At 62.8% G+C, this 25,723-nt stretch carries 20 protein-coding genes; 7 read left to right on the forward strand and 13 right to left on the reverse strand.

Going from position 1 to position 25,723, the window contains the following annotated elements; all coding sequences use genetic code 11:
- Positions 1 to 2 precede the first annotated feature (2 nt).
- Positions 3 to 1,265, reverse strand: coding sequence for an ATP-binding protein (locus EN885_RS16830; protein WP_127203568.1), 1,263 nt, complete (start codon positions 1,263 to 1,265; stop codon positions 3 to 5).
- A 163-nt stretch (positions 1,266 to 1,428) separates the two neighbouring features.
- Between EN885_RS16830 and ppk2 the strand changes: the two genes are divergently transcribed.
- Positions 1,429 to 2,337 (forward strand): polyphosphate kinase 2, encoded by a 909-nt coding sequence (ppk2, locus tag EN885_RS16835; protein ID WP_128242854.1) that lies wholly within the window; start codon positions 1,429 to 1,431, stop codon positions 2,335 to 2,337.
- 68 nt (positions 2,338 to 2,405) lie between these two features.
- Here the strand turns inward: ppk2 and EN885_RS16840 are convergent, their stop codons facing one another.
- From EN885_RS16840 to EN885_RS16850, 3 genes are all read right to left on the reverse strand, one after another.
- Complete coding sequence (locus tag EN885_RS16840) at positions 2,406 to 3,152, reverse strand: enoyl-CoA hydratase-related protein (RefSeq protein ID WP_126103706.1); 747 nt, start codon at positions 3,150 to 3,152, stop codon at positions 2,406 to 2,408.
- A gap of 14 nt (positions 3,153 to 3,166) precedes the next feature.
- Positions 3,167 to 3,805 (reverse strand): acyl-homoserine-lactone synthase, encoded by a 639-nt coding sequence (locus EN885_RS16845; protein WP_077377404.1) that lies wholly within the window; start codon positions 3,803 to 3,805, stop codon positions 3,167 to 3,169.
- A 97-nt stretch (positions 3,806 to 3,902) separates the two neighbouring features.
- Entirely contained in the window at positions 3,903 to 4,634 is a 732-nt protein-coding gene (locus EN885_RS16850) for a LuxR family transcriptional regulator (RefSeq protein WP_095487979.1), read from the reverse strand.
- A gap of 286 nt (positions 4,635 to 4,920) precedes the next feature.
- On the opposite strand from EN885_RS16850, the gene EN885_RS16855 reads away from it, so the two are divergent.
- Positions 4,921 to 5,739: a transporter substrate-binding domain-containing protein gene (locus EN885_RS16855; RefSeq protein WP_127203601.1), complete on the forward strand. Its 819-nt coding sequence runs from the start codon at positions 4,921 to 4,923 to the stop codon at positions 5,737 to 5,739.
- 109 nt (positions 5,740 to 5,848) lie between these two features.
- On the opposite strand, the gene EN885_RS16860 is transcribed toward EN885_RS16855, so the two are convergent.
- Positions 5,849 to 6,259, reverse strand: a complete 411-nt coding sequence (locus EN885_RS16860) for a tellurite resistance TerB family protein (protein ID WP_126103707.1) — start codon at positions 6,257 to 6,259, stop codon at positions 5,849 to 5,851.
- A 170-nt stretch (positions 6,260 to 6,429) separates the two neighbouring features.
- Here EN885_RS16860 and EN885_RS16865 point away from each other — a divergent pair, with 170 nt between their 5' ends.
- A complete protein-coding gene (locus tag EN885_RS16865; RefSeq protein WP_128242855.1) occupies positions 6,430 to 8,079 on the forward strand; it encodes a lysine--tRNA ligase in 1,650 nt (549 codons plus the stop codon).
- On the opposite strand, the gene EN885_RS16870 is transcribed toward EN885_RS16865, so the two are convergent.
- The 7 genes from EN885_RS16870 to EN885_RS16900 form a co-directional block, all read right to left on the reverse strand.
- Positions 8,042 to 8,902, reverse strand: a complete 861-nt coding sequence (locus tag EN885_RS16870) for a thermonuclease family protein (protein WP_128242856.1) — start codon at positions 8,900 to 8,902, stop codon at positions 8,042 to 8,044. The two genes, EN885_RS16865 and EN885_RS16870, sit on opposite strands and share 38 nt — an antisense overlap.
- A gap of 9 nt (positions 8,903 to 8,911) precedes the next feature.
- Entirely contained in the window at positions 8,912 to 9,562 is a 651-nt protein-coding gene (locus EN885_RS16875; protein ID WP_126103710.1) for a helix-turn-helix transcriptional regulator, read from the reverse strand.
- A gap of 83 nt (positions 9,563 to 9,645) precedes the next feature.
- Positions 9,646 to 11,865, reverse strand: coding sequence for a 3-hydroxyacyl-CoA dehydrogenase NAD-binding domain-containing protein (locus EN885_RS16880; protein WP_128242857.1), 2,220 nt, complete (start codon positions 11,863 to 11,865; stop codon positions 9,646 to 9,648).
- A gap of 12 nt (positions 11,866 to 11,877) precedes the next feature.
- Positions 11,878 to 13,086, reverse strand: a complete 1,209-nt coding sequence (locus EN885_RS16885) for an acetyl-CoA C-acetyltransferase (protein WP_128242858.1) — start codon at positions 13,084 to 13,086, stop codon at positions 11,878 to 11,880.
- Positions 13,087 to 13,118: 32 nt separating this feature from the next.
- A complete protein-coding gene (locus EN885_RS16890; RefSeq protein WP_128242859.1) occupies positions 13,119 to 14,291 on the reverse strand; it encodes an acyl-CoA dehydrogenase family protein in 1,173 nt (390 codons plus the stop codon).
- Between the two features lie 54 nt (positions 14,292 to 14,345).
- On the reverse strand, positions 14,346 to 16,142 hold the full coding sequence (locus tag EN885_RS16895; protein ID WP_128242860.1) for an acyl-CoA dehydrogenase: 1,797 nt from the start codon (positions 16,140 to 16,142) through the stop codon (positions 14,346 to 14,348).
- Positions 16,143 to 16,445: 303 nt separating this feature from the next.
- Positions 16,446 to 16,907, reverse strand: a complete 462-nt coding sequence (locus tag EN885_RS16900; protein ID WP_126103715.1) for a MerR family DNA-binding transcriptional regulator — start codon at positions 16,905 to 16,907, stop codon at positions 16,446 to 16,448.
- Positions 16,908 to 17,394: 487 nt separating this feature from the next.
- Between EN885_RS16900 and EN885_RS16905 the strand changes: the two genes are divergently transcribed.
- The 4 genes from EN885_RS16905 (at position 17,395) to EN885_RS16920 (ending at position 24,601) form a co-directional block, all read left to right on the forward strand.
- Positions 17,395 to 21,327 (forward strand): peptidoglycan-binding protein, encoded by a 3,933-nt coding sequence (locus tag EN885_RS16905; RefSeq protein WP_128242861.1) that lies wholly within the window; start codon positions 17,395 to 17,397, stop codon positions 21,325 to 21,327.
- 192 nt (positions 21,328 to 21,519) lie between these two features.
- Positions 21,520 to 22,443, forward strand: coding sequence for a sulfite exporter TauE/SafE family protein (locus tag EN885_RS16910; protein WP_095487959.1), 924 nt, complete (start codon positions 21,520 to 21,522; stop codon positions 22,441 to 22,443).
- Positions 22,443 to 23,234, forward strand: coding sequence for a TIGR02186 family protein (locus tag EN885_RS16915; RefSeq protein WP_095487957.1), 792 nt, complete (start codon positions 22,443 to 22,445; stop codon positions 23,232 to 23,234). The genes EN885_RS16910 and EN885_RS16915 overlap by 1 nt, the downstream gene beginning before the upstream one ends.
- A gap of 110 nt (positions 23,235 to 23,344) precedes the next feature.
- Positions 23,345 to 24,601 carry an Hsp70 family protein gene (locus tag EN885_RS16920; protein WP_128242862.1) on the forward strand — a complete coding sequence of 419 codons (1,257 nt, stop codon included), beginning with the start codon at positions 23,345 to 23,347 and terminating at the stop codon, positions 24,599 to 24,601.
- Positions 24,602 to 24,607: 6 nt separating this feature from the next.
- Here EN885_RS16920 and EN885_RS16925 read toward each other — a convergent pair whose 3' ends face one another.
- Complete coding sequence (locus EN885_RS16925) at positions 24,608 to 25,510, reverse strand: LysR substrate-binding domain-containing protein (RefSeq protein ID WP_128335196.1); 903 nt, start codon at positions 25,508 to 25,510, stop codon at positions 24,608 to 24,610.
- Positions 25,511 to 25,723: the final 213 nt, after the last annotated feature.

Raw genomic sequence — 25,723 nt, forward strand, 5'->3', positions numbered from 1 at the left:
CGCTAATGCGCCGGCAAATGAACCGAGAAGGCTGCGCCCTTGCCGACCTCGGACTTGATCGAGAGCCTGGCGTTGTGGCGCGTCAGGATATGTTTGACGATCGAGAGGCCAAGGCCGGTGCCTTTCTGGGTCCGGCTGTTTTCGACATCGACGCGGTAGAAGCGCTCGGTGATGCGCGGGATGTGCTCCTCGGGAATGCCGGGACCGAAGTCCCGGATGGTGACGTCGATGCCCGGTTCGGGACCGTCATCGCTGTGAGCAATCGTCACCACGACACGTCCACCCGATTGTCCGTATTTGCAGGCGTTTTCCAGCAGATTTTCGAAGACCTGGAAAAGTTCGTCGCGATCCCCGGGCACAACGAGCGGTCCTTTCTCGAAATCCCGCTCAATGGCAACGCCGTTTTCCCTGGCAAGCGGCCCGAGCGAATCGATGACGCTGTCGAGCGTCTGGCGGAGATCGACCTCGGTTCCCGGCTTTAGATAGGGTTTCATCTCCAGCCGCGACAGCGACAACAGGTCATCGATCAGGCGCGCCATGCGGCCGGTCTGGTTCTGCATGATCTGCAGGAACTGCTCGCGCGCCGCCGGGTCGTTGCGGGCCGGGCCACGCAGCGTCTCGATGAAGCCGGAGATCGAGGCGAGCGGGGTGCGCAGTTCGTGGCTGGCATTGGCGATGAAGTCGGCGCGCATCCGGTCGATCCGGCGCGCCTCGCTCTGGTCCTTGAAAACCAGCACATAGAGGTCGGTGCCGTGGCCGACTGAAGACGCACTCACCCGATAAGCCCGTTCGACCGGCAGCTTTTCGGTATAGTCGACGACATCCGAAGCGGCGGCCCCAGACAAAATACTGTCCAGCAAGGCCTGCATCTCGGGCGCACGGAATTTCAGCGACAGCGACATGCCCGGTGCGATGCCGCCGAAGGCGGCGAAGGCGGCGGCGTTGGCATGGACGATCGTGGCGGTGCGATCGAAGATGATCAGCGGATCGGCAACGGCCGCCGCCAGATATTCCCCCGACAGGTGTTGCAGCCCGCTCGCCTCGATCGCCGCGGCATCCCCGGCGGACTGGCGCGCAACGCCGGCCGGCAGCATCGCGGCGGCAAACAGCAGCACCGCACATGCCAGCAGCACCACATAGCCGGCCGCGAAAACATAGACCGTCAGGACCGCGACGATGCCGGCCGCCAGCAGCCAGCGGCTGTTCCACAACCGACTGGCGACGGCTTGCGCCTTGCTTCGCTGTTCTGTGCCGATGTCAGCCATTGTCACCCATTCACGCGCGCCGTGCGTCCAATTGGATGCACAAAGGACGCTCTGCCACTTTTAATCTGCTGCCTCGTTCTTTCCGAAAATCGATTCCGATTTTCGGGCCGATGCAGTTAGGCTCCCAATAGCATGAGTCCGGAAGCTGGAAAGGTTCGTCTCGATGAAAAACTCCAAGGAAGATGCCACCGCGCCCGTTGCAGGCCCGCTGAAGATACGGATCGACGGCAAGGAGCTCGAGTTTGACATCGAGGATCCCAAGCTTCCCAATTGGGTCGAGGACAATAAGCTGACCGCCGGCGGCTACCCCTACGACAAGAAAATGAAAAGCGACGAGTACGACGAGACGCTCGAGCGGCTGCAGATCGAGCTGGTCAAGGCGCAGGCATGGCTGCAATCGACCGGCAAGCGGGTGATGTCGCTGTTCGAAGGACGCGATGCCGCCGGCAAGGGCGGCACGATCTTTGCGCTGCGCCAGTACCTGAATCCTCGAACCGCACGCAATGTGGCGCTGACCAAGCCGACCCCGACCGAGCTCGGACAGTGGTATTTCCAGCGCTATGTCGCGCACTTTCCGACGTCCGGCGAGTTCGTCACTTTCGACCGCTCCTGGTACAATCGCGCCGGCGTCGAGCCGGTCATGGGCTTCTGCACGCCGGAGCAGCATGAGAAATTCCTGGACGAGACGCCGTATTTTGAACGGATGATCTGCAACGAGGGCATCCATTTTTTCAAATTCTGGCTGAACATCGGTCGGGAGACACAGCTTGAGCGGTTTCACGATCGCCGCTGGAGTCCTTTGAAGAGCTGGAAATTCTCGCCGATCGACATTGCCGGCATCACCAAATGGGACGACTACACCAAGGCGCGCGATCTCATGTTCGCACGCACGCGCGAGGAATTCGCGCCCTGGATCATCGTGCGGGCCAACGACAAGCGGCGCGCGCGACTTGCCGTCATCCGGCGTATCCTGTTGTCGCTTCCCTATGAGGGCCGCGACCTCGACACCATCGGCAAGGAAGACAAGAAAATCATCGGGGAAGGGCCTTCGTTCCTGGGAACAGGGGCCTGAAGCACTGCCGCGCGCCAAAGACGCGCGGCACGATTCCGGACATTCTTGTCATTCTCCCGAGTGACTTCTCATGCCGCCAGCCGGGCAATCCGCTGCAGTCGCTTCAGCGTAGCATCGTCCTGCAAAGCCTGCTGAAACAGCGAAATCTCCTGGTCGATGCGATCGCAGAGCGCGCCTGTGTCGCCCTTGAGCAGGTCGCGCGTCTGCAGCAGCGCGGCGACCGGCTTTTTGGCGAGTTGCCTGGCTCTGCCAAGTGCGGCTTCCTCGACATCGCCCGCCACGATCTCCGTGACCAGGCCAAGCATCCTGGCGTCCTCGGCACTGAGCGTGTCGCCCAGGCAGAAGAAGCGGAAAGCGCCGGCATAACCGAGTTTCTGCGGCGCCAGGATGCTGGTCGCCGCGTCCGGCACGAGGCCGAAATCGACGAACGGCACCCGGAACGTGCTTTCATCAGATGCGATCACCATGTCGCAATGGAACAGGATGGTGCAGCCGACGCCGACGGCGCCGCCATCGACACAGGCAAGGACCGGTTTTGGAAACGTCGCCAGCGTGCGGAACATGTCGGTGACGGCGGCGATCAATCGTTGATGCTTGGTGGCGTCGAGGAACTCGGAAAAGTCGCCGCCGAGGCAGAAGCAGCCGGCGAGGCCGCGCAGCACTACGACGCGCACATCATCGTCGACGGCGGCTTCATGGAAGGTCTTGGCCAGGCTTTCATAGGCTCGCCTGTCCAGCACCGGCCGGCCGTCATCCGACGACACCGTGACGATCAGCGTATGGTTGCGGAACTCCGTTTGCGTGTGGACGTTCATGGTTGTCTCCAATCTCACGAGGCCTGCCTCATTCCGAGCCTGTCGGGATATCCCCTGGCCAGCACCGGCGCGAAATGGCTACGACGCGAACGCACCACCTCAAGCGTATGCTCGTTGAAGGTGAGCAGCGTGGCGACGACCTGCTGGTTGCCATAGGTGCGCTGGTAGCCAAGCGGCTTCGCCAGGAAGTGCAATTGCAGCGCCCGCAGGACCCACATCGGCTCGAACTCGATGATCACCTGATTGACGTTCCGCTTCAGCCCCCACTCGACGAAGCCGGCAATGAGCTCGGTGCCGACCGTCGATACGCCGCGCTTGCCGTCACGAAAGCCCGGCGCCACCGCATAGCGGGTCAGCTCCCAAACGTTCGGCCCGGACGGTGGCGTCCCTTCATAGAGGTCCGCCAGCACCTCGGTCAGAAGATGCGCCCGCGTTGTCGGCAACATCCGCTGATAACCGGCAAGCTCGCCGTTGCGGATGACGAGCTGATGCACCGCCTCGTCGTGGTCGAACTGATCGATCTCAAGCCCATCGGGGCGCTGCAGATCGGTCCACCCCATTTCCTCGACGAAAATCTTGTAGCGCAAGCGATGAACGGCCTCCCAAAGGTCGGGACGTTCCATAAGTTCCTGTGTGGTAAGGGAAAAAAGCATCTGCCGTCTCCTAGGTTCAATAGGAAGATACGGCCGGGCTGTCCCGAGAAAATTACGCGATCACGTAGGCAAGAATTTCTAGGCCGGCACGGCCGAGCTAGCTAATATAGCCGCGCCTTATCGCTTCCGCGACCGCCTGCACCCGGTTGACGGCACCGAGTTTGCTTTTGGCGTTAAGAAGGTGTTTCTCTGACGTGTGTTCCGAAATGCCGAGAATCTGTGAAATCTCCCATTCGGACTTGCCGACGGCGGCCCATTGCATGCATTCGCGCTCACGCGGCGTCAGTTCGACGTGGTCGATGGTCTTGGCCGCCATCGTGTGGAGTTGCATGGCGCGGCCGATCGCATAGGTCGCTGCCAGCGATACCTGCCCGAACTCGGCTCCCGACAGTTCCACGGCCTCGCCGCCGAGCGACACCATAACGATCTGACCGTCGAGCGTGACCAGCGGGAAGGCCATGCCGTCGCGCAGTTTGAATTCGCTGGCGTCGCCCATCACCTCGCCACTGCTCTTGTCGATGCGAATGCCCTGAGACGCTTCCCGCCACTGGAACGGCGCCTGCAGCTGCTTCATGTGGCTGACGACGGGGTCATGGTCGACATAGTTGCGCGCCACATAGCGCTCCAGCCATTCTCCCGGCCAATCACAGAGCAGCACATGGTCCTTTTGCTGGCCTCGCGGGGTGCCTGGCTGCGGAACCGTCCCGGCCATAAGCGCCGTCAGGCCGAACTCCGAGGTTATGCCAAGCAGTTTTTGGCAGACCGCCGCCGCTGTGTCGGCGTGCTGCAACTGATCTATGAATTCCAGTGTGCGATCGAAGTGGCCCATCGCAACATCTACCCCATGTTGCCTTCCGCGTTGAGATCAACGTCCAGTGCCTGATCTGCACTTTGCCATCGACCCCGGATTACAAACCTGCTCTCCTCTGCTTGCAGCGCCTTGCTCCCCTCCAGCCGACGCCGCACACGTTTGCAAACTCGCTAAACCATATCCCTAAATCGGCGTGATGAAATCAAAAACCGTTGTGCCTGCACCATTTTCGTACGAAAAGCCAAGCTGGACAGAACAGGGCGGAGCTCCGGTCGTGGCAATTCGGTGGATATCCATCGTCCTGATGCTGGTAATGACGGGGGCACAGTTGCTCACGAATGCGCGTGCCGCGGAGCCGCAAGTGCCTGTGCTGTGGGATGCCAAGGAGCGGCTGCCAAAGCCGGACCTTTCCGCACTGCCGCGTCTGAGATTCCTGACCACCACCGATTTCCCGCCCTTCAATTTCCTCGACGGAGCAGGCCGGTTGTCCGGCTTCCACGTCGATCTGGCGCGCGCCATCTGCGCCGAACTCGGCATCGCGGAAAAATGCCAAATCCAGGCGCTGCCCTGGGCCGAGCTCGAAGGGGCGCTGCAGAAGGGCGAAGGCGAAGCGATCATTGCCGGCATCGCCGCCACGCCGGAGTCGCGGTCGAAATATGCCTTCTCACGTTCCTACCTGCAGTTTCCGGCGCGCTTCATCATGCAGAAGACAAAGGCGCTGACGGAACCGATCTTCGACAGACTGCGCGACAAGCGCGTCGGCGTGGTCGCCAGTTCCGCGCATGAGCGGATGTTGCGCGATTATTTCGGCACCGTTCAGGTCGTTCCCTTCGACCGGCCGGAAGAACTCTATGATGGCCTCAAGGCCGGCAAGGTCGACGCCGCCTTCGGCGACGGCATGCGCTTCGCCTTCTGGTTGGGCGGTTCGGATGCAGCAGCCTGCTGCCGCTTTGCTGGCGGCCCCTATCTGGCACCCGAATATCTGGGCTCGGGCATGGCCATCGCCACCAGGGCCAACGATCCGGCGCTCGCCGCAGCGTTCGACTACGCGCTGCAGGAGATTTCGGTGAAGGGCATCTTCGCCGAATTCTATCTGCGCTATTTCCCGGTCAGTTTTTTTTGATCCGGCCCGGTCAGTTTTTTCTGATCCGGCCCGGTCAGTTTTTTTCTGATCCGGCCCGGCTTTTTCTGATCCGGTCCGATCAGCATCTTTTGACCCTTCAGTGCCTGGATCAGGTTAGCGTGCGAAGGCGGGCCTTGGCGGCACGGGCGATCGCGGCGACGGTCAGCGTATCGAGATCGAGCTGGCGGCGGATGAGCTGCAGCACCCGCACCTCTTCCATCCGCATTTCGAGATCGACGGCCGCGACCTCGAAAGCGGCGGCATAGGCGGTATCGTGGAGCCGCTCAGGCAGCGACTCGGCGACGCGCGCGAGGACGCCTTCCAGCCCGTCCTTTTCATGCAGCATCTTCTGGCAATCCTGGGCGACGCCAACGACTCGGTCGTGGTCGAAATCCTCGAACACCGGCCACGAGCGGACGACGTCGCCAATCCGCGCCAATTCGACATCGGTCATGTCGCGATCGGACGCGGAGGTGATAACCATCAGATAGATCAGGGCTTCATGCGGCGGCAACGACATTTGAAAACTCCTCGAACGGGCTCCGAAGTTAGGAACGAGGCACCAACGCCGCAAGGAAAAAGAGCCGCGATCGTTGACGCCCACGGCAGGCACGCCTAGAGACCGGTTGAAAAAACCTCTTCCGGCCCCCTTCTGCGGCGATGCCGGCGAATGATTTGGAAAACAGTGACATGGCGGGATCAAACATCATCGATCTCAATCCCGAGGTGCTTGCGGCGGCGGGTGAAAGCAAGGCCTGGCCGTTCGAGGAAGCCAGGAAGATCGTCGAGCGCTACAAAGGCACTGACTTTCCCGAGACCGTCCTGTTTGAGACCGGCTACGGTCCGTCGGGGCTGCCCCACATCGGCACTTTCGGCGAGGTCGCACGCACCTCGATGGTGCGCCACGCTTTCCGTGTGCTTACCGGAGACACGGTCAAGACCAAGATCTTGTGCTTTTCCGACGACATGGACGGTATGCGCAAGATTCCGGACAACGTCCCGGATCGCGCCGCACTCGAGCCGCACCTGCACAAGCCGCTGTCGTCCGTCCCCAATCCTTTCGGCGGCGACTATGCGAGCTTCGCAGACCACAACAACGCAATGCTTTGCCGCTTCCTGGACACGTTCGGCTTCGACTACGAGTTCGCCAGCGCGACGGAATACTACAAGGCTGGCCGTTTCGACGAAGTTCTGCTGCGCGCTGCCGAACGTTTTGACAAAATTATGGACGTGATGCTGCCGACGCTCGGCGAAGAGCGCCAGGCGACCTACAGTCCGTTCTTGCCGATTTCCCCCAAGAGCGGCCGCGTGCTTTACGTTCCCATGAAGCATGTCGACGCCAAGGCCGGCACCATCACCTTCGACGATGACGGCACCGAGACAACACTTCCCATAACTGGCGGCAAGGTGAAGCTGCAATGGAAGCCCGATTTCGGCATGCGTTGGGCGGCGCTCGGCGTCGATTTCGAAATGTTCGGCAAGGACCACCAGACGAATGCGGTGATCTACGACCGTATCTGCAACATCCTAGGTGGGCGGGCGCCGGAGCATTTCGTCTATGAACTGTTCCTGGACGAGAACGGCCAGAAAATTTCAAAGTCGAAGGGCAACGGACTGACCATAGACGAATGGCTGACCTATGCACCGACCGAAAGCCTCGGGCTGTACATGTACCAGCGGCCGCGGCAGGCCAAGAAGCTCTATTTCGACGTCATTCCGAAGGCGGTGGATGAGTATTACGCCTTTCTGTCCGCCTATCGCCGGCAGGAGTGGAAGGAGCGGCTGGGAAATCCCGTCTGGCATATGCATGACGGTAACCCGCCTGTCGTCGACCTGCCGGTGTCGTTCGCGTTGCTGCTGAATCTGGTCAGCGCCTCGAACGCCCAGAACAGGGACGTGCTGTGGGGGTTCATTTCGCGCCACACATCGGGTGTGACGCCGACGACCCATCCCGAGCTCGACCGGCTGGCTGAATATGCGATCCGCTATTTCGACGATTTCGTGAAGCCGGCCAAGGTGTACCGGGCCGCCGACGGGGTCGAGCGCGAGGCGCTGACGAAACTCTCCGAAGCGCTCGCCGCGTTGCCGCCAGACGCCGATGGCGAGGTGATCCAGAATGCCGCCCTCAACGTCGCGCGCCGGGTCGAGCGCTATCAGGACCATTCGAAGCAGAGTCCGGAAGGCGGGCCGGGCGTCTCCGTCGCCTTCTTCCAGATGATCTACCAGGTGCTGATCGGACAGGAGCGCGGCCCGCGCTTCGGTTCGTTCGCCGCGCTCTATGGCATCGCAGAGACCCGCGCGCTCATTCAGAAGGCGTTGGCTGGTCAGTTGGTGGCGTAGCCGTCGTCTCGGTTGGCGGCGTAGCCGTCGCCGACGGATCGAGAATCGGCTGTGTCGGTTGCGATGCGGCAGCGACAGGGGCTGGTGCCGGAGGCAGGCCGGAGAGACTGGGCGCCGGCCCGAAAATGCCCTTTCTCGCCGTACGCGCCTTGTCGCCGGCCTCGGCGTAAGGGCCGTTCTTGGTGGCGCGTGCCCAGCCGTTTTCGATCAACCACTGGCCGACATCCTGGTTGCCGACGCGGCATTCGGCGGCGACCAGGTCGCGGCCGCCCTCGGGCGGCACCGTGCAGACCACCGCCCGGCCGCGCAGGAAAGCACGGAACGCCGTTCGCGCCCGGGTGCCGCACGTCCAGGGCTTGCCGCCGTCGGTGCAAGTTTCGTCCTGCCTGACGATGTCGATACCGGAAATCGCGACCGAGTAGCCCTTGGCCTCGATCACCCCTGCGGCTGGCGCAACCGGCTGGAACAGTTTTGTCCCGTTCCAGTCGTCGGGCATTTTCGTTTTGGGCGGCTTGGGCGGTCCGGCCAGCGCCAGCTCGCTCAACGGCGCGCGCGGCTCGACCCGTTCAAGCTCTTCGGACTGAAGCTGCGGCGGCGCGATGACCTCGGGATCGATGGCCCTGGAATGCGCCTCCGGCCTTGCCACCTTGGGTCGCGGAATCGCTGATGTAGCAGGCGCTTCGGATTGCGCCGCCATGCCGGCCTGCGCCCGAGCTGCGACACGGACGCTTTCGTCATGCAGCACGGCGCGGCCGCCGGCGACGATCGCGGCCCCCATCACCAAAATCGTCAACACCGCGGCGGCTGCATGAAGCGGACGCACCGGCGGCCCCTACTGGCTTGCCCAGACAATCCGCGCCACCCATTCGACATCGCGCATGGGGATGTCGCGGTCCGGGTGATCGGGATTGAGCGAGACCAGCATGATCGACTTCGCCGTCTGACGGTCCAGCACCTTGGCCATCACCTCGCCGGCATTGGTCTTGACGACGACCCGGTCGCCCTTGCGGGTGGCAGCGCCCGGCTCGACGATCAGCACGTCGCCATTGCGGTAGAGCGGCAGCATGGAATCGCCCTGAACCTGCAGCGCATAGGAGGTTTCGGTCGCCTGTGCCGGAAGCTCGATCAAGTCCCAGCCCTGCCCCGCCGGAAAGCCGGCATCGTCGAAGAAGCCGCCGGCGCCGGCCTGGGCGAAGCCGAGCAGCGGCACGGAAGACCTCTGCGCGGGCAGGGATCCGGGACCGAGCTTGTCCCGCCCTTCGACCAGTCCCGTAAATTCGTCGAGCGAGGCGCCCGTCGCCTCGATGATCTTGGCCAGCGATTCGGTCGACGGCCAGCGCGGCCGCCCGTCTGAGGACAGCCGCTTCGACTTGTTGAAGGCGGTCGAATCGAGGCCCGCGCGCTTCGCCAGCCCCGAGGCCGAAAGCGAATAGCGCTCGGCGAGAGCGTCGATGGCGGCCCATACGCGATCATGCGAGAGCACGTTTTGCTCTCCTTCAGAACAGGAAAAAATACCTTCCTCGTTCTAACCGGTGGCCGTGATTTTGTCCACCACCGAAGGCGGCGTCAGGCTGCCTTCTTCACCTCGCCTTTCGCGTAGGGATCGAAGCGCTGGTAGAAGGTCTCGCCCTTCTCCGCCATGTCGAGCAGGAGCTTGGGCGCTTTGAACTCGGCTCCGTATTTCTTCTGCAGACCCTTGGCGATCTTGACGAATTTCTTGGCACCGATGCCGTCGATGTAGGACAGCACGCCGCCGGTGAAAGGCGCGAAGCCGAAGGCGAGGATCGAGCCGACATCTGCTTCGCGCGGATCGGTGACGATGCCCTCCTCCATCACCCGTGCCGCTTCCAGCGCGATGGTGACCAGCAGCCGCTGCTTCAGCTCCTCATAGTCGACCTTTTCCGGCGCAAGCTGCGGGTAGAGATCCCTGAGACCAGGCCACAGCTTCTTCTTGGCTGGCTTTTGCGGATAGTCGTAAAAACCCTTGCCGTTCTTGCGGCCGAAGCGGCCATGCGTATCGACCAGCGTGTTGATCAGCGCCATCTGCTTCGGATCGACCGCCTTTTCGCCGAGATCGCGCATGGTCTGCTTCATGATCTTCTGCGCGAGATCGATCGCCGTTTCGTCCGTGAGCGCCAAAGGGCCGACCGGCATGCCGGCGGCCTTCGCCGCATTCTCGATCATCGGCGCCGGGACGCCTTCGATCAGCATCTTGTAGGCTTCCGACATATAGCGCAGCACGCAGCGGTTGACGTAGAAGCCGCGCGTGTCATTGACGACGATCGGCGTCTTCTTGATGGCGCGGACGAAGTCGATCGCGGTGGCCAGTGCCTTGTCGCCCGTCCTCTTGCCCAAAATGATCTCGACCAGCATCATCTTGTCGACCGGCGAGAAGAAATGGATGCCGATGAAATTCTTCGGCCGCGCCGAATTCTTCGCCAGCGAGGTGATCGGGATGGTGGACGTATTCGACGCGAAGACCGCCGACGGCTTCAGCACGGCCTCCGCCTTTTCGGTGGCGTCCTTCTTGACGCCCGAATCCTCGAACACCGCTTCCACGATCAGATCGCAGCCGGCGAGGTCGGCATAATCCGCCGTCGGCGTGATCAGCGACAGCAGTCTGTCCTTGTCCTCTGGCTTGGCGCGGCCCTTCCTGACCTGATCCGAGATCAGGCTGTCTGAATGCGCCTTGCCCTTGGCGGCCGCTTCCATGTCGCGGTCGAGCAGCACCACCGGAATGCCGGCCTTGGCGGTGACATAGGCGATGCCGGCGCCCATGAAACCAGCGCCGAGCACGCCGATCTTCTTGAATTTGGTTTCCGGCACATCGGCCGGGCGGCGGGCACCCTTGTTCAGCTCCTGCAGCGAGACGAACAGCGAGCGGATCATCGCCGCAGCTTCCTTAGTCTGCATGATCTCGGTGAAATAGCGCTGCTCGATGCGCAAGGCGGTGTCGAACGGCACCAGCAGGCCTTCATAGACACATTTCAGAATGGCCGCGGCGGCAGGATAATTGCCATAGGTCTCGCGACGCAGGATGGCGATTGCCGGCGGCCACAGATTGGCTCCAGCCACCGAATAGATCGGGCCGCCAGGCAGCTTGAAGCCCTTCTCGTCCCACGGCGCCACCGGCTTCAAGCCATTTTTGATCATGGCCTTGGCGGTCTCAACCAGCTTTTGCGGCTCGGCGATCTCGTGGATCAGGCCCATCGACTTGGCCTTCTGGGGCGACAGCGTCTGGCCGGAAGTGAGCATCTGCAGCGCCTGCTGCTGGTCGGTCAGCCGCGGCACGCGCTGGGTGCCGCCGGCACCCGGGAAGATGCCGATCTTCACTTCGGGGAGCGCCATCCTCACCTTGTCGGAATCGGCCGCGACACGGCCATGGCAAGCGAGAGACAATTCGAATGCGCCGCCCATGCAGGTGCCGTTGATCGCCGAAACCCACGGCTTGCCCGAAGTCTCCAGCTTGCGGAACAGGCCGGTCATGTAGCCGGCATTGTCGAACAGCGCCTTGGTCGCCTTTTCGACGTCCTTGCCCTTTTCGGCGGCGAAGGTCGTCAGCATCTTCTGCAGCATGGTGATATCGGCGCCGCCGGAAAACGTGTCTTTGCCGGAGGTGATGACCGCCCCCTTTATCGCCGCATCGCTCGCCACCTTGTCGACGATGGCGTTCAGTTCCAGCATCGCCTCTTCGGTGAAGACGTTCATTGAGCGGTCGGGCATATCCCAGGTGATCAGCGCGATGCCGTCTGCGTCGATGTCGAGGGTGAAATTGGTGTAGCTCATCGGTCTCTCCCGTCAGACGCGTTCGATGATCGTTGCGGTGCCCATGCCTGCGCCGATGCAAAGCGTCACCAGCGCGGTGTTCAGGTTCCGGCGCTCCAGTTCGTCCAGTACGGTGCCGAAGATCATCGCGCCTGTGGCGCCGAGCGGATGGCCCATGGCGATGGCGCCGCCATTGACGTTGATCCTGTCGTGCGAAATGTCGAACGCCTGCATGTAGCGCAGCACCACTGAGGCGAAAGCCTCGTTAAGCTCGAACAGATCGATGTCCGACAGCTTCATTTTGGCGCGCTTCAGCAGTTTTTCGGTCACGTCGACCGGACCGGTCAGCATCAGCACCGGTTCCGAGCCGATATTGGCGAATGCACGAATGCGTGCGCGCGGCTTCAGGCCGAGCGTCTTTCCGGCCTTCTTCGAGCCGAGCAGAACGGCCGCCGCGCCGTCGACGATGCCGGACGAATTGCCGGCGTGGTGGACGTGGTTGACCTCTTCCACCTCGGGATGCTTCTGCACCGCGACGGCATCGAAGCCGCCCATTTCGCCGGGCATGACGAAGGACGGGTTGAGTGCCGCCAGCGACTGCATGTCGGTCGAAGGCCGCATATGCTCGTCATGGTCGAGGATGGTCAGCCCGTTCTGGTCTTTGATCGAGATCACCGAATTCTTGAAGCGGCCTTCGCCCCAGGCTTTGGCGGCACGCTTCTGGCTCTCGACCGCATAGGCGTCGACGTCATCACGCGAAAAGCCGTATTTGGTGGCGATCAGATCGGCCGAGATGCCTTGCGGAACGAACCAGCCCGGCAGGCCAACCGAAGGGTCCATGAACCAGGCGCCGCCGGATGCGCCCATGCCGACGCGCGACATCGATTCGACGCCGCCGGCGATGACGATCTCATCGGCGCCTTGTGCGATCTTGGCGGCGCCGAAGTTGATGGCGTCCAGGCCCGAGGCGCAGAAGCGCGAGATCTGCATGCCGGGCGCCGTGGTCGCATAGCCGGCTTCGAAGGCTGCGGCACGCGGAATGACAGAACCCGCCTCGCCGACCGGATCGACGCAGCCGAAGATGATGTCGTCGACGGTGCCGGTGTCCAGTCCATTGCGGTCACGGATCGCCTCGAGCACCTTGGCGCCGAGCCGCACCGCCGGCACTTCGTGCAGCGAGCCATCCTTCTTGCCCCTGCCGCGCGGCGTGCGCACGGTGTCATAGACATAAGCTTCGGCCATTTTCCTGCTCCTTGGGTTTGCTGAAAAGTCGCTCAGAGAGAGCGCCCGATCAGCAATTTCATGATCTCGTTGGTGCCGCCGTAGATGCGCTGAACGCGGGCGTCGCGGAACATGCGGGCGATCGGGTATTCGTTCATGTAGCCATAGCCGCCATGCAATTGAAGGCATTCGTCGACGACTTTTCCTTGCAAGTCGGACAGCCAGTATTTGGCCATTGAGGCCGTCACCGGGTCGAGGCCGCCATTGATGTGGCGAGCGACGCAGTCATTGTAGAAGACGCGGCCGATGGTCGCCTCGGTCTTCAGTTCGGCCAGCTTGAACTGGGTGTTCTGGAAATCGATGATCGCCTTGCCGAAGGCCTTGCGCTCCTTGACGTAGTCGATTGTCAGCGCCAGCGCCCGCTCGACCATGGCGATGGCGCCGGTGCCGATCTGCAGCCGCTCCTGCGGCAATTGCTGCATCAGTTGGACGAAGCCTTGGCCTTCCTCGTGGCCGAGCAGATTGGAGGTCGGCACGCGCATATCGTTGAAGAACAGTTCCGACGTGTCGTTGGCCTTCAAACCGATCTTGTCGAGGTTGCGGCCGCGCTCGAACCCTTCCACCTCGTCGGTCTCGACAACGATCAGCGAAGTGCCCTTAGCGCCCTTCTCCGGATCGGTCTTGGTGACGACGATGATAAAGTTGGCGAGCTGGCCATTGGTGATGAAGGTCTTCGAGCCGTTGACCTTGTAGTGGTTGCCATCCTTCTCGGCACGCGTCTTGACGCCTTGCAGGTCGGAGCCAGCGCCGGGCTCGGTCATGGCGATGGCGCCGATCAACTCGCCGGTCGCCAGTTTCGGCAGCCACTTCTTCTTCTGCTCCTCCGAGCCGTAGTGGAGGATGTAAGGGGCGACGATCGAATTGTGCAGGCCGATGCCGAAACCGTCGACGCCGACATGGCCGATCGCCTCGATGATGGCGCTCTCATGCGCGAATGTCCCGCCTGAACCGCCATATTCCTCCGGCATCGAGGCACAGAGCAGACCGGCCGCGCCTGCCTTCAGCCAGCACTCGCGGTCGACCATCTCGTTCTTCTCGAACTCGTCATAGCGCGGCGCGATCTCTTCCGACATGAAACGGTGCGCCATGTCGTAGAGCATGCCGACCTCATCCGCCGCCCAGGCGGGTTTGGGGAGGCCGAGGATTTCGGCAGGATTTGTCGCCACGATTTCCTCCGCGTATCGACAGGTTGAAGGTCGGCTGTGCCGACGCTGTCGAGCTTAGAACGCTTCCGCCGGCAGTGCCATCAATGTCTCGGCGCCGCTGGAGATGCGAGCGAGGTGCGCCGACGTCGCCGGCATGATCCGCTCCATGAAGAAGCGCGCCGTCACCAGCTTGCTCTCGTAGAAAGACAAAGCACCGTTGGCGCCGTTCGCCAGCTTCGCGCCGGCGGCCTTCGCCATCTGCGCCCACATGTAGCCCAGCGCCACGAGGCCGAAGAGATGCATGTAGTCGGTCGAGGCGGCACCGGCGTCGTCGGGCCTGGCCATGCCGTTCTGCATCAGCCACATCGTCGCCGCCTGCAGATCGTTGTGGCCCTTCTTCAGCGCCTTGGTGAAAGGCGCCATCTTCTCGTCAGCGCGGTTCTCCTCGCAGAACTCGCCGACCTCTTTGAAGAAGGCCTGTACCGCGCGGCCGCCATTCAAGGCCAGCTTGCGGCCGACGAGATCGAGCGCCTGGATGCCGTTGGCGCCCTCGTAAATCATGGCGATGCGGGCATCGCGCACGAACTGGCTCATGCCGTGCTCTTCGATATAGCCATGGCCGCCGAACACTTGCTGCGCCATCACCGCGTGGTCGAAGCCCTTGTCGGTGAGCACGCCCTTGACCACCGGCGTCATCAGGCCGGTATAGTCGTCGGCAGCCTGGCGGTCCTTGTCGTCGTCGGAGCGGTGGGCGATGTCCGACTTGATCGCCGTCCACAGCGCCAGCGCGCGACCGGCTTCGTTGAAGGCTTTCATGGTCATCAGGCTGCGGCGGATGTCAGGATGGACGATGATCGGGTCGGCCTTCTTGTCCGGCGCCTTCGGCCCGGACAGCGAGCGGCCCTGCAGGCGATCCTTGGCATAGGACACAGCGTTCTGGTAGGCGACCTCCGACAGAGAAAGCCCTTGCAGGCCGACGCCGAGCCGGGCCTCGTTCATCATCGTGAACATAGCCTTCAGCCCGCCATTGGCCTCGCCGAGCAGCATGCCTTGCGCCTCGTCATAGTTCATGACGCAGGTCGAATTGCCATGAATGCCCATCTTCTCCTCGATTGAGCCGCAGGAGACGGTGTTCTTCTCACCCGGATTGCCTGATGCATCGAGCTTGAGCTTCGGCACGATGAACAGCGAAATGCCTTTCACGCCTTCCGGCGCACCCTCGATGCGGGCCAGCACGAGGTGGACGATGTTGTCCGACATGTCGTGCTCGCCGGCCGAGATGAATATCTTCTGGCCTGAAATCCTGTAGGTGCCGTCGCTGTTGGGAACCGCCTTGGTGCGCAGCAGGCCGAGATCGGTGCCGCAATGCGGCTCGGTCAGGTTCATGGTGCCGGTCCAGGTGCCCTCGACCAGCTTCGGCAGCCATGTCGCCTTCTGCTCGTCGGTGCCATGGGTGATGATGGCCGCGATCGCGCCCTGCGTCAGGCCGGGATACATCATCAGCGACATGTTGGCCGAAACCATGTATTCGGAAACAGCGGTATGCACCGCGTAAGGCAGGCCCTGGCCGCCAAATTCGACGGGTGCCGCCAACCCCATCCAGCCGCCTTCGCGATACTGGTCGAAGGCCTCCTTGAAGCCTTTCGGCGTCGTCACCGAGCCATCGTCATGGCGCACGCAACCTTCCACGTCGCCGACGCGGTTCAGCGGCTGCATGACGTTTTCGGCGAGCTTGGCGCCTTCGGCAAGGATGGCCTCGATCACGTCCGGCGTCGCGTCGGAAAATCCGGGAAGATTGGAATAGCGTTGGTAGCCCAGTACCTCGTTCAGCACAAACAGCGTGTCCTGGACCGGAGCCCTGTAGATCGGCATGCTCTTCCTCCACCATGCGGGCTTGGTCCCGAAATCAAGCCCCAAAATGAAGTCAGGGACAGATGCGGACCAATGTTCAGATCGAGATAGCAAAAGTTGACGTTTGCGTAAACGTCAATTTTTTGATGCGACAAATTTTCCCTCCGGTGAGGTTAGGGGCGCTATGCCGTTGAAGCCAGTGCGGAACAGATTGAAATGTCTTCTTCCCGCCGCAGCCGGAAGACAACGGAAAGAGCCGCGCGGCCAAGGCCACGCGGCTTTCATTCTCAGAAGGGCGGCTCACCGGAAGCCGGTGAGGCCGAATTACCCGGCGACGCTGGCCTGCGGCGCCGAACGTTCGCTCAGCATCCGGCGCACCGCCGCCATCGAGTTGCTCAACTCGTTGATGGCATCATCGATCAGCGCCCGCTGCTTCTGCAGACGGGCAAGCTGCTTCTCCGACTTGTCGAGCGCCAGCCGCAACTGCTTGGTGTTGGAGCCGGTCGGGTCGTAGAGGTCCATCATCTGCTTGACGTCGCGCAGTGAGAACCCGACCTTGCGGCCGAGCAGGATCAGCTTCAGCCGCGCCTTGTCGCGGCGCGTGTAGAGACGGGTCGAGCCGTCACGCTGCGGATTGAGAAGGCCCTTGTCCTCGTAGAAACGCAGCGTGCGCAGCGTTACTCCGTATTTCTTGGCCATCTCGCCGATGCGGACAAGATCCTCACCGGCTTTGTCAGACATGTCATTGGTATTGGCCGCGGCTTCGCCGGGCGAAACAAGTTTCATGGTCACTGGCTTTCCCCATCTGGTGGCGCCGCGGTCCCGGACCAAGCGTCGCCTGAGTGGAAGCGGGGGCGTGCTTCCAGTCGTGGTTTCAACAAACAAATCGCAAACGGCACGGTCTGTGCACCTTTACGTTTACGTCAATTCTATACCGATAGCCGCCTCACGAAGCAAGGGCGTTGTGCGGGAGGAACTTTTTGCCGCATCCGCCAGAGCATCACTCCGGCTTTAGGCGGCCCGCCAACACAACGTTGCAACTTCTTAAGCTTGGTTAACGCGTTGTTTACCACGTTGGGCGAAATGTGCGCATGTCGGTTACCCGTGGTTATCCTGTAGCGAATTTTTCACGGTTTTTCGGAGCGCGGGTGAAACCCGGGAAGCTCGTCTTCCACCGCAGCAGAGCCGCGCGGCCGCCTTCGTTTCCGGCAGACTTGGAAACTGGTCATAGGCCAGCAATTAGACGGACCAGTAATTCTGAACGGGCGCATCGATGAACAGCAAGCGGTCCTATCTCGATACACTCAACGCCGGCAGGCAGCGCAGGCCGCACACCACGCTTGAGCAGCTCAACCGTTCTTTGGAAACGCTGGAGCAGCGGCTGGAGCGGACGCGCGAGGACATGAGCGAGCGTCCCGATCCTCGCCGGCCGAGCGCGGAGCCGCGCTATGCCAGCGCCCGGCCTTATGATGATCCGCGCCCCGCGCAGCCGCCGAAAAGCCAAGCACCGGCTGCCTTCGACCAGAATTACCACGCGATCGCCCGCGACATCGACCGCGTGCGCGGCCAAGAAGACGGCGTCGCCGTGGTCGGCAAGATCGCCGGCGAATTGCGCGGCCTGCGCGAAGAACTGCGCCACCAGATGACCGCCGGCCTGCAGCGCGAATTCGAAGCGCTGCGCAAGGACATCGAGCGGGCTTTCCAAGCAAGCGCTCAGCCGGGGGGCTCCGGCAAAGGCAGCGCCGAACTCGGCGTCGAGTTCGAACGGCTTTCCGGCGCCATCCAGACCCTGGCCGAAAAGAGCGACGACAGAAGCGTCAACATGCTCCGGCTCGAGCTGGAGCAGGTCAAGGCCGCGCTCGACACGCTGGCGCGCGAGGAGAGCGTGCAGGCGGTCGGCCGCCGCTGGGACGATTTCGACCGCCGCTGGACCGCGTTCGAGGATCGTGTCGATGCCGATCAGCGCAAGCGGTCGGACGCACCCGGTCTTTCAATGCTGACCGACCGGCTCGAACAGATCAGCAATGCCGTCAACAATTTGCCGGAATCGCTGTCGCTGCGGTCGCTTGAAGAGAAGGTCCGCACGCTTGCCGGCGCCGTCGATCATTTCGCCAGGCAGCAGGACAATCGCGGCAGCGGCACATTCGATATGATCGACGAGCGGCTGGATGAGATTTCCCGCGCTATCGTTGCCTCAACCGTCGCCGCGCAGGCCAATTCATTCGACCCCGAGCCCTTCGAGCGCATCGAGAAGCGGATCGCCTCGCTTGCCCAGCAGATCGAGGAAGTCACGCAAGTGCACCCCAGTGGCGAGGTCATCGACCGCCTCAACATGCTGTCGAGCCGGGTCGACGATCTTGCCGGCCGGGCCAATCTGCCGGAGCAGGCGATGGAGCGCCTCGACAAGCAGATCGCGCTCATTGCCGAGAAGATCGACAGGGCGCCTGCCATGCCGGACGCCGATTACATCTTCCAGGGGCTGGAACAGCGTTTCGACGTGCTGTCCGGCATGATGGAGCGCCGCCAGGGAGACGCGATCGAACAAGGCAACATGCTGTTTCGCGATCTCGAGCGCCGGCTGGACGAAGTCGCCGACAGGCTGGACCAGCGCATGCCGCAGATCGATGGTGCCGGCATCATGGATGCCATCGACGCCCGCTTCAGCGCGCTGGCCAAACGCATGGAGACGCGTGTTCCCGATTCCGCAGGCGAAGCGGCGATCCGTGGCCTGGAAAGCCGCCTCGAAGACATTTCAAGCCGGCTGGATTCATCCGCGGCACAAGTCGCTGGCATCGACCCGGCCCTGATCCGCAGCCTGGAAGCGCAGGTCGCGGGCCTGTCGGCGCATCTTTCGAAGCCCGGCACGCCATTGCCGGAATTCGAAGACATCAGCCCGCGTCTCAACGAAATCGAGAAGTCGCTGGCTGGAACCCGCGATTCCATCCTTAGCGCGGCGCGCGAGGCAGCCGAGAGCGCTGTCCGTTCGCTTGCCGACTCCAGTGCCAATACGGCGGCCGTTTCTGGCCTCGCCCAGGATCTGAAGACGCTCGAAGCACTGACGCGCCGTTCCGACGAGCGCAATTCGAGGACCTTCGAGGCCATCCACGACACGCTGCTCAAGATCGTCGACCGACTGGGCTCACTGGAGACCGGCGAGCCGACCGACGCGGTGAGCGAACTTCTCAGCACGAAACCGGTCGAACCGGACAGCTGGCGCGGCGCGCGATCGTCAAAAATGGCCGTTCAGGATGCGCCGTCCATGGACATCGACCAGCCATTGCCGCTGACCGGGGACATGGCCGACCTCGACAGCCGAGCACCTGCCGTCATGCGCAATGAGCCAGGTTCGCGTAGCGAACCAGGCACCCGCACGCCAGCCGAAGCCGCTGCGGCCGCGGCCATGGCGGCGCTTGGTTCGGACACGACGACGGAGAAAAGCGAGCAGACCGGCGGCCGGAGGTCGATGCTCGGCGGACTGGCGCGCGCCTTCAAGGGCAAGAAGGAGGCGGATGTTCCACCGCTTGCCGGCTCGGCGCCTGATGTCGAGATACCGAGCGCCGATCTCGACGAGCCACTGGATCCGAAGGTTGCCAATCGGCCGCTGGAGCCCGGCTCCGGGCCACCCGACCTCAACGCCATCATGAAACGCGTGCGCGACGAACGCGGACCGCCGGTCAGGGCCGGCAATGCCGATGCATCGAAATCCGACTTCATCGCAGCAGCCCGACGCGCGGCGCAAGCCGCCGCTGCCGAGGCCGAGGCTCTCAAGCGGCAGTCGACGACGCGTGGCCCGGTGAAGGCGCTCAGGATCGGCGACCTGCTCAAGGCGCGGCGCAAGCCGATCCTGATGGCGGCCGCTGCAATCATGCTGGCGCTCGCCGGCCTGCAACTGGGCAAGGCCTTTTTCTCCGACCCCGTCGAAATGGCCAGCAACGATGCGGCGTCGACCGTGGCCGCGCAGCCAGCGGAAGCCGCGTCGGTCGGTGCCGCCAGCGAGCCAACGACGGACGCGCAAACTGCAGCGCCGGACAGCGCGCCGGCCCGCGCCGTCCGGCAGGCAGAGCCGTCCGAATCGGTAACCGAGAACGACATGCCGGCACAGACCACCCTCGCCGCGCCGTCGGACGCCGGAACGCCGATGGGCACCGCACCCGAGGCCGAACCCGTTCCTGCCATGGCTTCAACGGCGTCGCCCGATCCGGCGGCGGACGCGACAGCGTCGGCACCTGAGGGCCCGGCAGCTGCGGACACCGAGCCAAAGGCCACAGAGCTGGCCGCCACGCCGGCGACCCAGGACATGACCGGCACGGTTACGCCCGCAGATGCTTCGATTGCGGCAGCCACTGCCAAGATCGACATCCCGGCCGATGCCGGTCCGGCTGCATTGCGTGACGCAGCGGCCGGCGGCGATGCCAAGGCGTTGTTCGAGATCGGCTCGCGCTACGCCGAATCGAGCGGCGTCAAGCAAGACATGGCAGCGGCCGCCAAATGGTATGAGAAGGCCGCCGAGCTCGGCTTCGCACCGGCGGAATACCGCATTGGCAACTTCTATGAGAAGGGCACCGGCGTCGCGCGCGACGTCAAGAAGGCGAAGACCTGGTACCAGCTCGCGGCGGAGCAGGGCAACGCCAGCGCCATGCACAATCTCGCCGTGCTCTTTGCCATGGCGGCCGACGGCGTGACCGACAATGAATCGGCCGCGCACTGGTTCCAGGCCGCCGCCGATCTCGGCGTCAAGGACAGCCAGTTCAATCTCGGCATCCTGGCGGCGAAGGGCGTCGGCATGAAACAGAATCTCGAGGAATCCTACAAATGGTTCGCGCTCGTCGCCAAGACCGGCGACAAGGATGCGGCGGCAAAGCGCGATGAGATCGCCAAGGCGCTCAGGCCCGAGCAGCTCGAACGCGCACGCGCCGCCACCGAAATGTGGAAGGCGAAACCGCTCGATCCGGCGGCAAATTCGGCCGACATTCCTGAATCGTGGCAGGACGGTACGCCGCAGACGACCGCCAGCGTCGACATGAAGAAGGCCGTTCAGAACATCCAGCGCATTCTCAACAAGAATGGCTATGAAGCCGGCAACCCCGATGGCTTGATGGGCCTGAAGACCAAGAACGCCATCATGGCTTTCCAGACCGACAACGACATGACGGCGACCGGCACGGTCGACGAAAAGCTGGTCAAGGCGCTGCTTGCGCGCAAATAACGGCAGATGCGTCGTTTACACGATGCCTTTGCCACACATTTGCCTGTTAACTGATTGAGTTGTTTTTTGTTTCGGCTGCACGGCGGGGTTTGACTTCGCCGTCCTGCCGGCGCAAGAACAATTTAGCTTTTTGGCGCAAAAATGCCCGCAACGGTTGCATTCGCCGAGAGGCAAACTGATCGAGACTGACGGGTGGGCATCTATCTCCCGATCGCGGAAATTTCCGTCAACGTCTTCGTGCTGCTGGCCATGGGCGCGGCGGTGGGCTTTCTATCGGGCATGTTCGGAGTGGGCGGCGGCTTCCTCATCACGCCGCTTCTGATCTTCTACAACATACCACCGGCGATCGCGGTCGCCACCGGCGCCAACCAGGTCATCGCCTCCTCCTTCTCCGGCGCATTGTCGCACGTGAAGCGCGGCACGCTCGACTTCAAGCTTGGCGGAGTGCTTTTGGCAGGCGGTATCGTCGGCTCAACCGGCGGCATCTTTGTCTTTGGCTTCTTGCGCCGGCTCGGCCAGCTCGACCTGTTCATCTCGCTACTCTACGTCGTGCTGCTTGGCACCGTCGGCGGGCTGATGCTGGTCGAGAGCGTCAATGCGCTGCGCGCCACCCGCAGTGGTGCCGCGCCGGTGCTGAAGAAATCCGGCCAGCACAACTGGATCCACCGCTTGCCGCTGAAGATGCGGTTCAGGGCCTCGAAGCTTTTCGTCAGCGTTATCCCAGTGCTCGGCCTCGGCGCCGGCATCGGCTTCCTGTCGTCGATCATGGGCGTCGGCGGCGGCTTCATCATGGTTCCGGCGCTGATCTATCTCTTGAAAGTGCCTACCAACGTCGTCATCGGCACCTCGCTGTTCCAGATCATCTTCACCTCGGCCTACACCACGCTGGTCCATGCCACCACCAACCAGACGGTCGACGTCATGCTCGCCTTCCTGTTGATGGCGGGCGGCGTCGCCGGCGCGCAATATGGCGCCAAGGCTGGCCAAAGGCTGCGTGGCGAGCAGCTCAGGGCGCTGCTGGCACTGCTGGTGCTGGCGGTCGCCATCCGGCTCGCCATCGATCTGTTCGTGACACCGCCCAACCTCTATTCCCTGTCCGGCGTGGGTCTGACCTGATGGCCGGCTTGAGGGCGTTCTTGGCCGTTGCCTCGCTGTCGCTGTTCGCCGCCGTGTCACCGGGAGAAGCGCAGACGCCAGCTGCCGAAAACATCCAGATCGGCCTGTCCACCGATCATGTCTCGATCACCGCCGGCTTTTCCGGTGCCGACCTCACCATCTTCGGCTCATTGGAAAATGCCGACCCGCTTGTCGCGCGCCAAGGTCGCTACGACATCATCGTCGTGCTGGAAGGGCCGGCCCGGCCGGTCGTCGTGCGCCGCAAGGACCGGGTGCTCGGCATCTGGATCAATCTGGAGTCCGAAACCTTCGAGAATGTGCCGGTGTCCTATTCGGTGGCGACGACGCGACCGCTGCAGGACGTCACCGACCCCAACAGCTACAAGCAACTGTCGCTCGGCGCCGCCAACCTCTATATGCAACCGGCCGACGACGACGACAGCCCGGCGACGATCGAGGAATTCACCGCGGCGCTGCGCGAGCGCAAAACGGCGACCGGCCTCTACAGCGAGAATGTCGGCGGCGTGCAGTTCCTGTCGCAGAACCTGTTCCGTGCCACCGTCAGGCTCGCCCCCAATGTTCCGGTCGGCACCCACAAGGCCCGTGCGTTCCTGTTCAAGAGCGGCTTGTTCATCAAGGAAAGCTCCGCCCAGCTCGAAATCCGCAAGTCCGGTTTCGAACAGTCGATCTTCCGCGTGGCCCACGACTATTCCTTCCTCTACGGCATCTTCGCCGTGTCGCTGGCCATGCTGACCGGCTGGCTCGGAAGGCTCGTCTTCCGGAAGGACTGATCTTTTCCGAAAGACGGTTCCCCTTTCGAGCTTCATGGGTTAGACCGCGTTCCCCGGCTCGGCCGAAGCGCGAGCTGTCGCTCCCCAAATCAAGAATACAGGATCTTGCGATGCGACCAGCATTCGGCGGTATCGATTTCGGCACGTCAAATTCCACCGTGGGCGTGGTCAGAAACGGGCAGCCGCGGCTTGTGGCCCTGGAAGACGGCCAGGTCACGCTGCCCAGCGCCGTGTTCTTCAACTTCGAGGACAACCGCACCTATTTCGGGCGCAGCGCCATCGCCAACTATACCGACAGCATCGAAGGTCGCCTGATGCGCTCGCTGAAGAGCGTGCTCGGCAGTTCGCTTGTCCATGAAAAGACGCGGATCAAGGCACGGTCGATCGCCTTTACCGAGATCATCGGTCTGTTCGTCGGCCATCTCAGGAAAAGGCTGGAAGAGGATGCCGGCGACGTGGTCGAGAGCGTGGTGCTCGGCCGGCCGGTGCAATTCGTCGACGACGATGCCGAGGCCGATGCCAAGGCCGAAGGCGAACTCGAAAACGCGGCGCGCGCCCAGGGCTTCAAGCATATTGCATTTCAGTTCGAGCCGATCGCGGCGGCGCTCGACTACGAGCAGAAGGTCACGCGGGAAGAACTGGCGCTGATCGTCGACATGGGCGGCGGCACTTCCGACTTCTCGATCGTGCGGGTCTCGCCGCAGCGCGCCCGCTCCCTCGATCGCAAGGACGACATTCTGGCGAGCCGAGGCATCCACATCGGCGGCACCGACTTCGACCGGCTGCTGAGCATCGCCCATGTGATGCCGCAGCTCGGCTATCTCTCGCCGACCAAGGACGGCAAGCGCAACTTGCCGGCCAGCTACTTCATCGATCTGGCGACATGGCAGCGCATCAATCTGGTCTACACCGCCCGGGCGATGACGCATCTGCGCCAGATCCGCTACGAGGCTGAACGCGCCGACCTAGTCGACCGTTTCATCCATATCGTCGAGCATCGTTACGGGCATGCGCTGGCCGCTTTGGTCGAAAAGGCCAAGATCGAGCTGACGGAGCAATTGTCCGCCGATGTCGTGGTCGCGCTGACGGGAGTGGAATTCACGGCAGAAATTTCGCGCGACGGTCTTGAGGCCACGATCGCCAGGGACATCGAACGGGTTGCCGCGACGGTCGGTGAGACCATCCGTGACGCGCAGGTGAAACCGTCCGACATCACCGCGGTGTTCCTGACCGGCGGATCGACCGCCATCCCGCTGGCAAAGCAACAGATACTAGCCTTGGTGCCGCAGGCGTCCGTCATCGAAGGCGACATGTTCGGCTCGGTCGGGCTTGGGCTGGCGCTCGACGCGCAGCGGAAATTCGGCTGATCCAGCTTAGCCCCGGACGGTCTCGCCGGCCTTCTCGCCCAGATGCGCCTTGAGCGCCATTTGGGCCAGACTTGCCTGCCGGTCACGATGCGTGATCATCGCGAAATCGCGCTTCGGCAGATCGATCGGCACGGACCGCAAGCTGCCTTCGGCGCCCGCGCGGGCGACGACGAGCTCCGAAATGATGGTGGCGCCGGCGCCGGCCTCGACCGCTTGGCGGACCGCCTCGTTGCTCGGCAGCACCAGGAATATCCTGAGGTCCGCGAACGAGATCCCTTCGCGGCGGGCAAGATCTTCCAGCACCTCGCGGGTGCCCGATCCGCCTTCCCTGATGATCCACCGGAGCTCCCTGATATCGGGATGCCCTTGCGAGACTTCAGCGATCTCGGGATGAGAGTGCGCCACGACCAGCACTAGGCGATCCACATCGACCTTGGCGCGCCGCAATATGTCGGAATCAGTGCGCCCCTCTACCAGGCCAAAATCCGCCGTTCCGTCCAAGACATTGGTCTCGACCTGTCTGGTGTTGCCGATGGTCACGCTCAGCCTGACGGCGGGATAGGCCTCGTGGAAAGAGGCCAGCCGGCGCGGCAGCCAGTAGCTGGCGATAGTCTGGCTGGCGGCGATCGAAAGACTGCCGGTAATTGTCTGCGAGACGTGCTCCAGCACATTGTGGGCGGCAGCCGCCCGTTCGAGCACGGCCTTGGCTTCGGGCAGGAACCTGCGCCCGGTCTGCGCAAGCTCGATGTTGCGGCCGACCCGGTTGAACAGCTGGACGCCGTGCTGCTGCTCGAGTGAGCGGATGGCGGCCGACGCCGCCGACTGGGAAATGCCCAGCAGCTCGGCCGCCTTGGTCATATGCCCCCGTTCGGCGACAGCAACGAAGATCCGCAATTGGTCCAGGGTCATGAGAAAATTAAGAAACAAATTCGATTGGAATTACAAGAGCAACTTGTTAGACGGATCGATCATTTTGTTCTAAGTTTTTGGACGAAATTGGAAAAATATCGCGGCCAACCCGCAAAGGGCAGAAAGTGATCGGGCGATTCAAATCCCTGTTTGCCCATTGGACGCGCGGCCTCCGGCGGCGGCTCACCGGCGACAGCTATCATCCGGAAGAGC

The sequence above is a fragment of the Mesorhizobium sp. M6A.T.Cr.TU.014.01.1.1 genome, from assembly GCF_004022765.1.
In the GTDB taxonomy this organism is placed as follows: domain Bacteria; phylum Pseudomonadota; class Alphaproteobacteria; order Rhizobiales; family Rhizobiaceae; genus Mesorhizobium; species Mesorhizobium mediterraneum.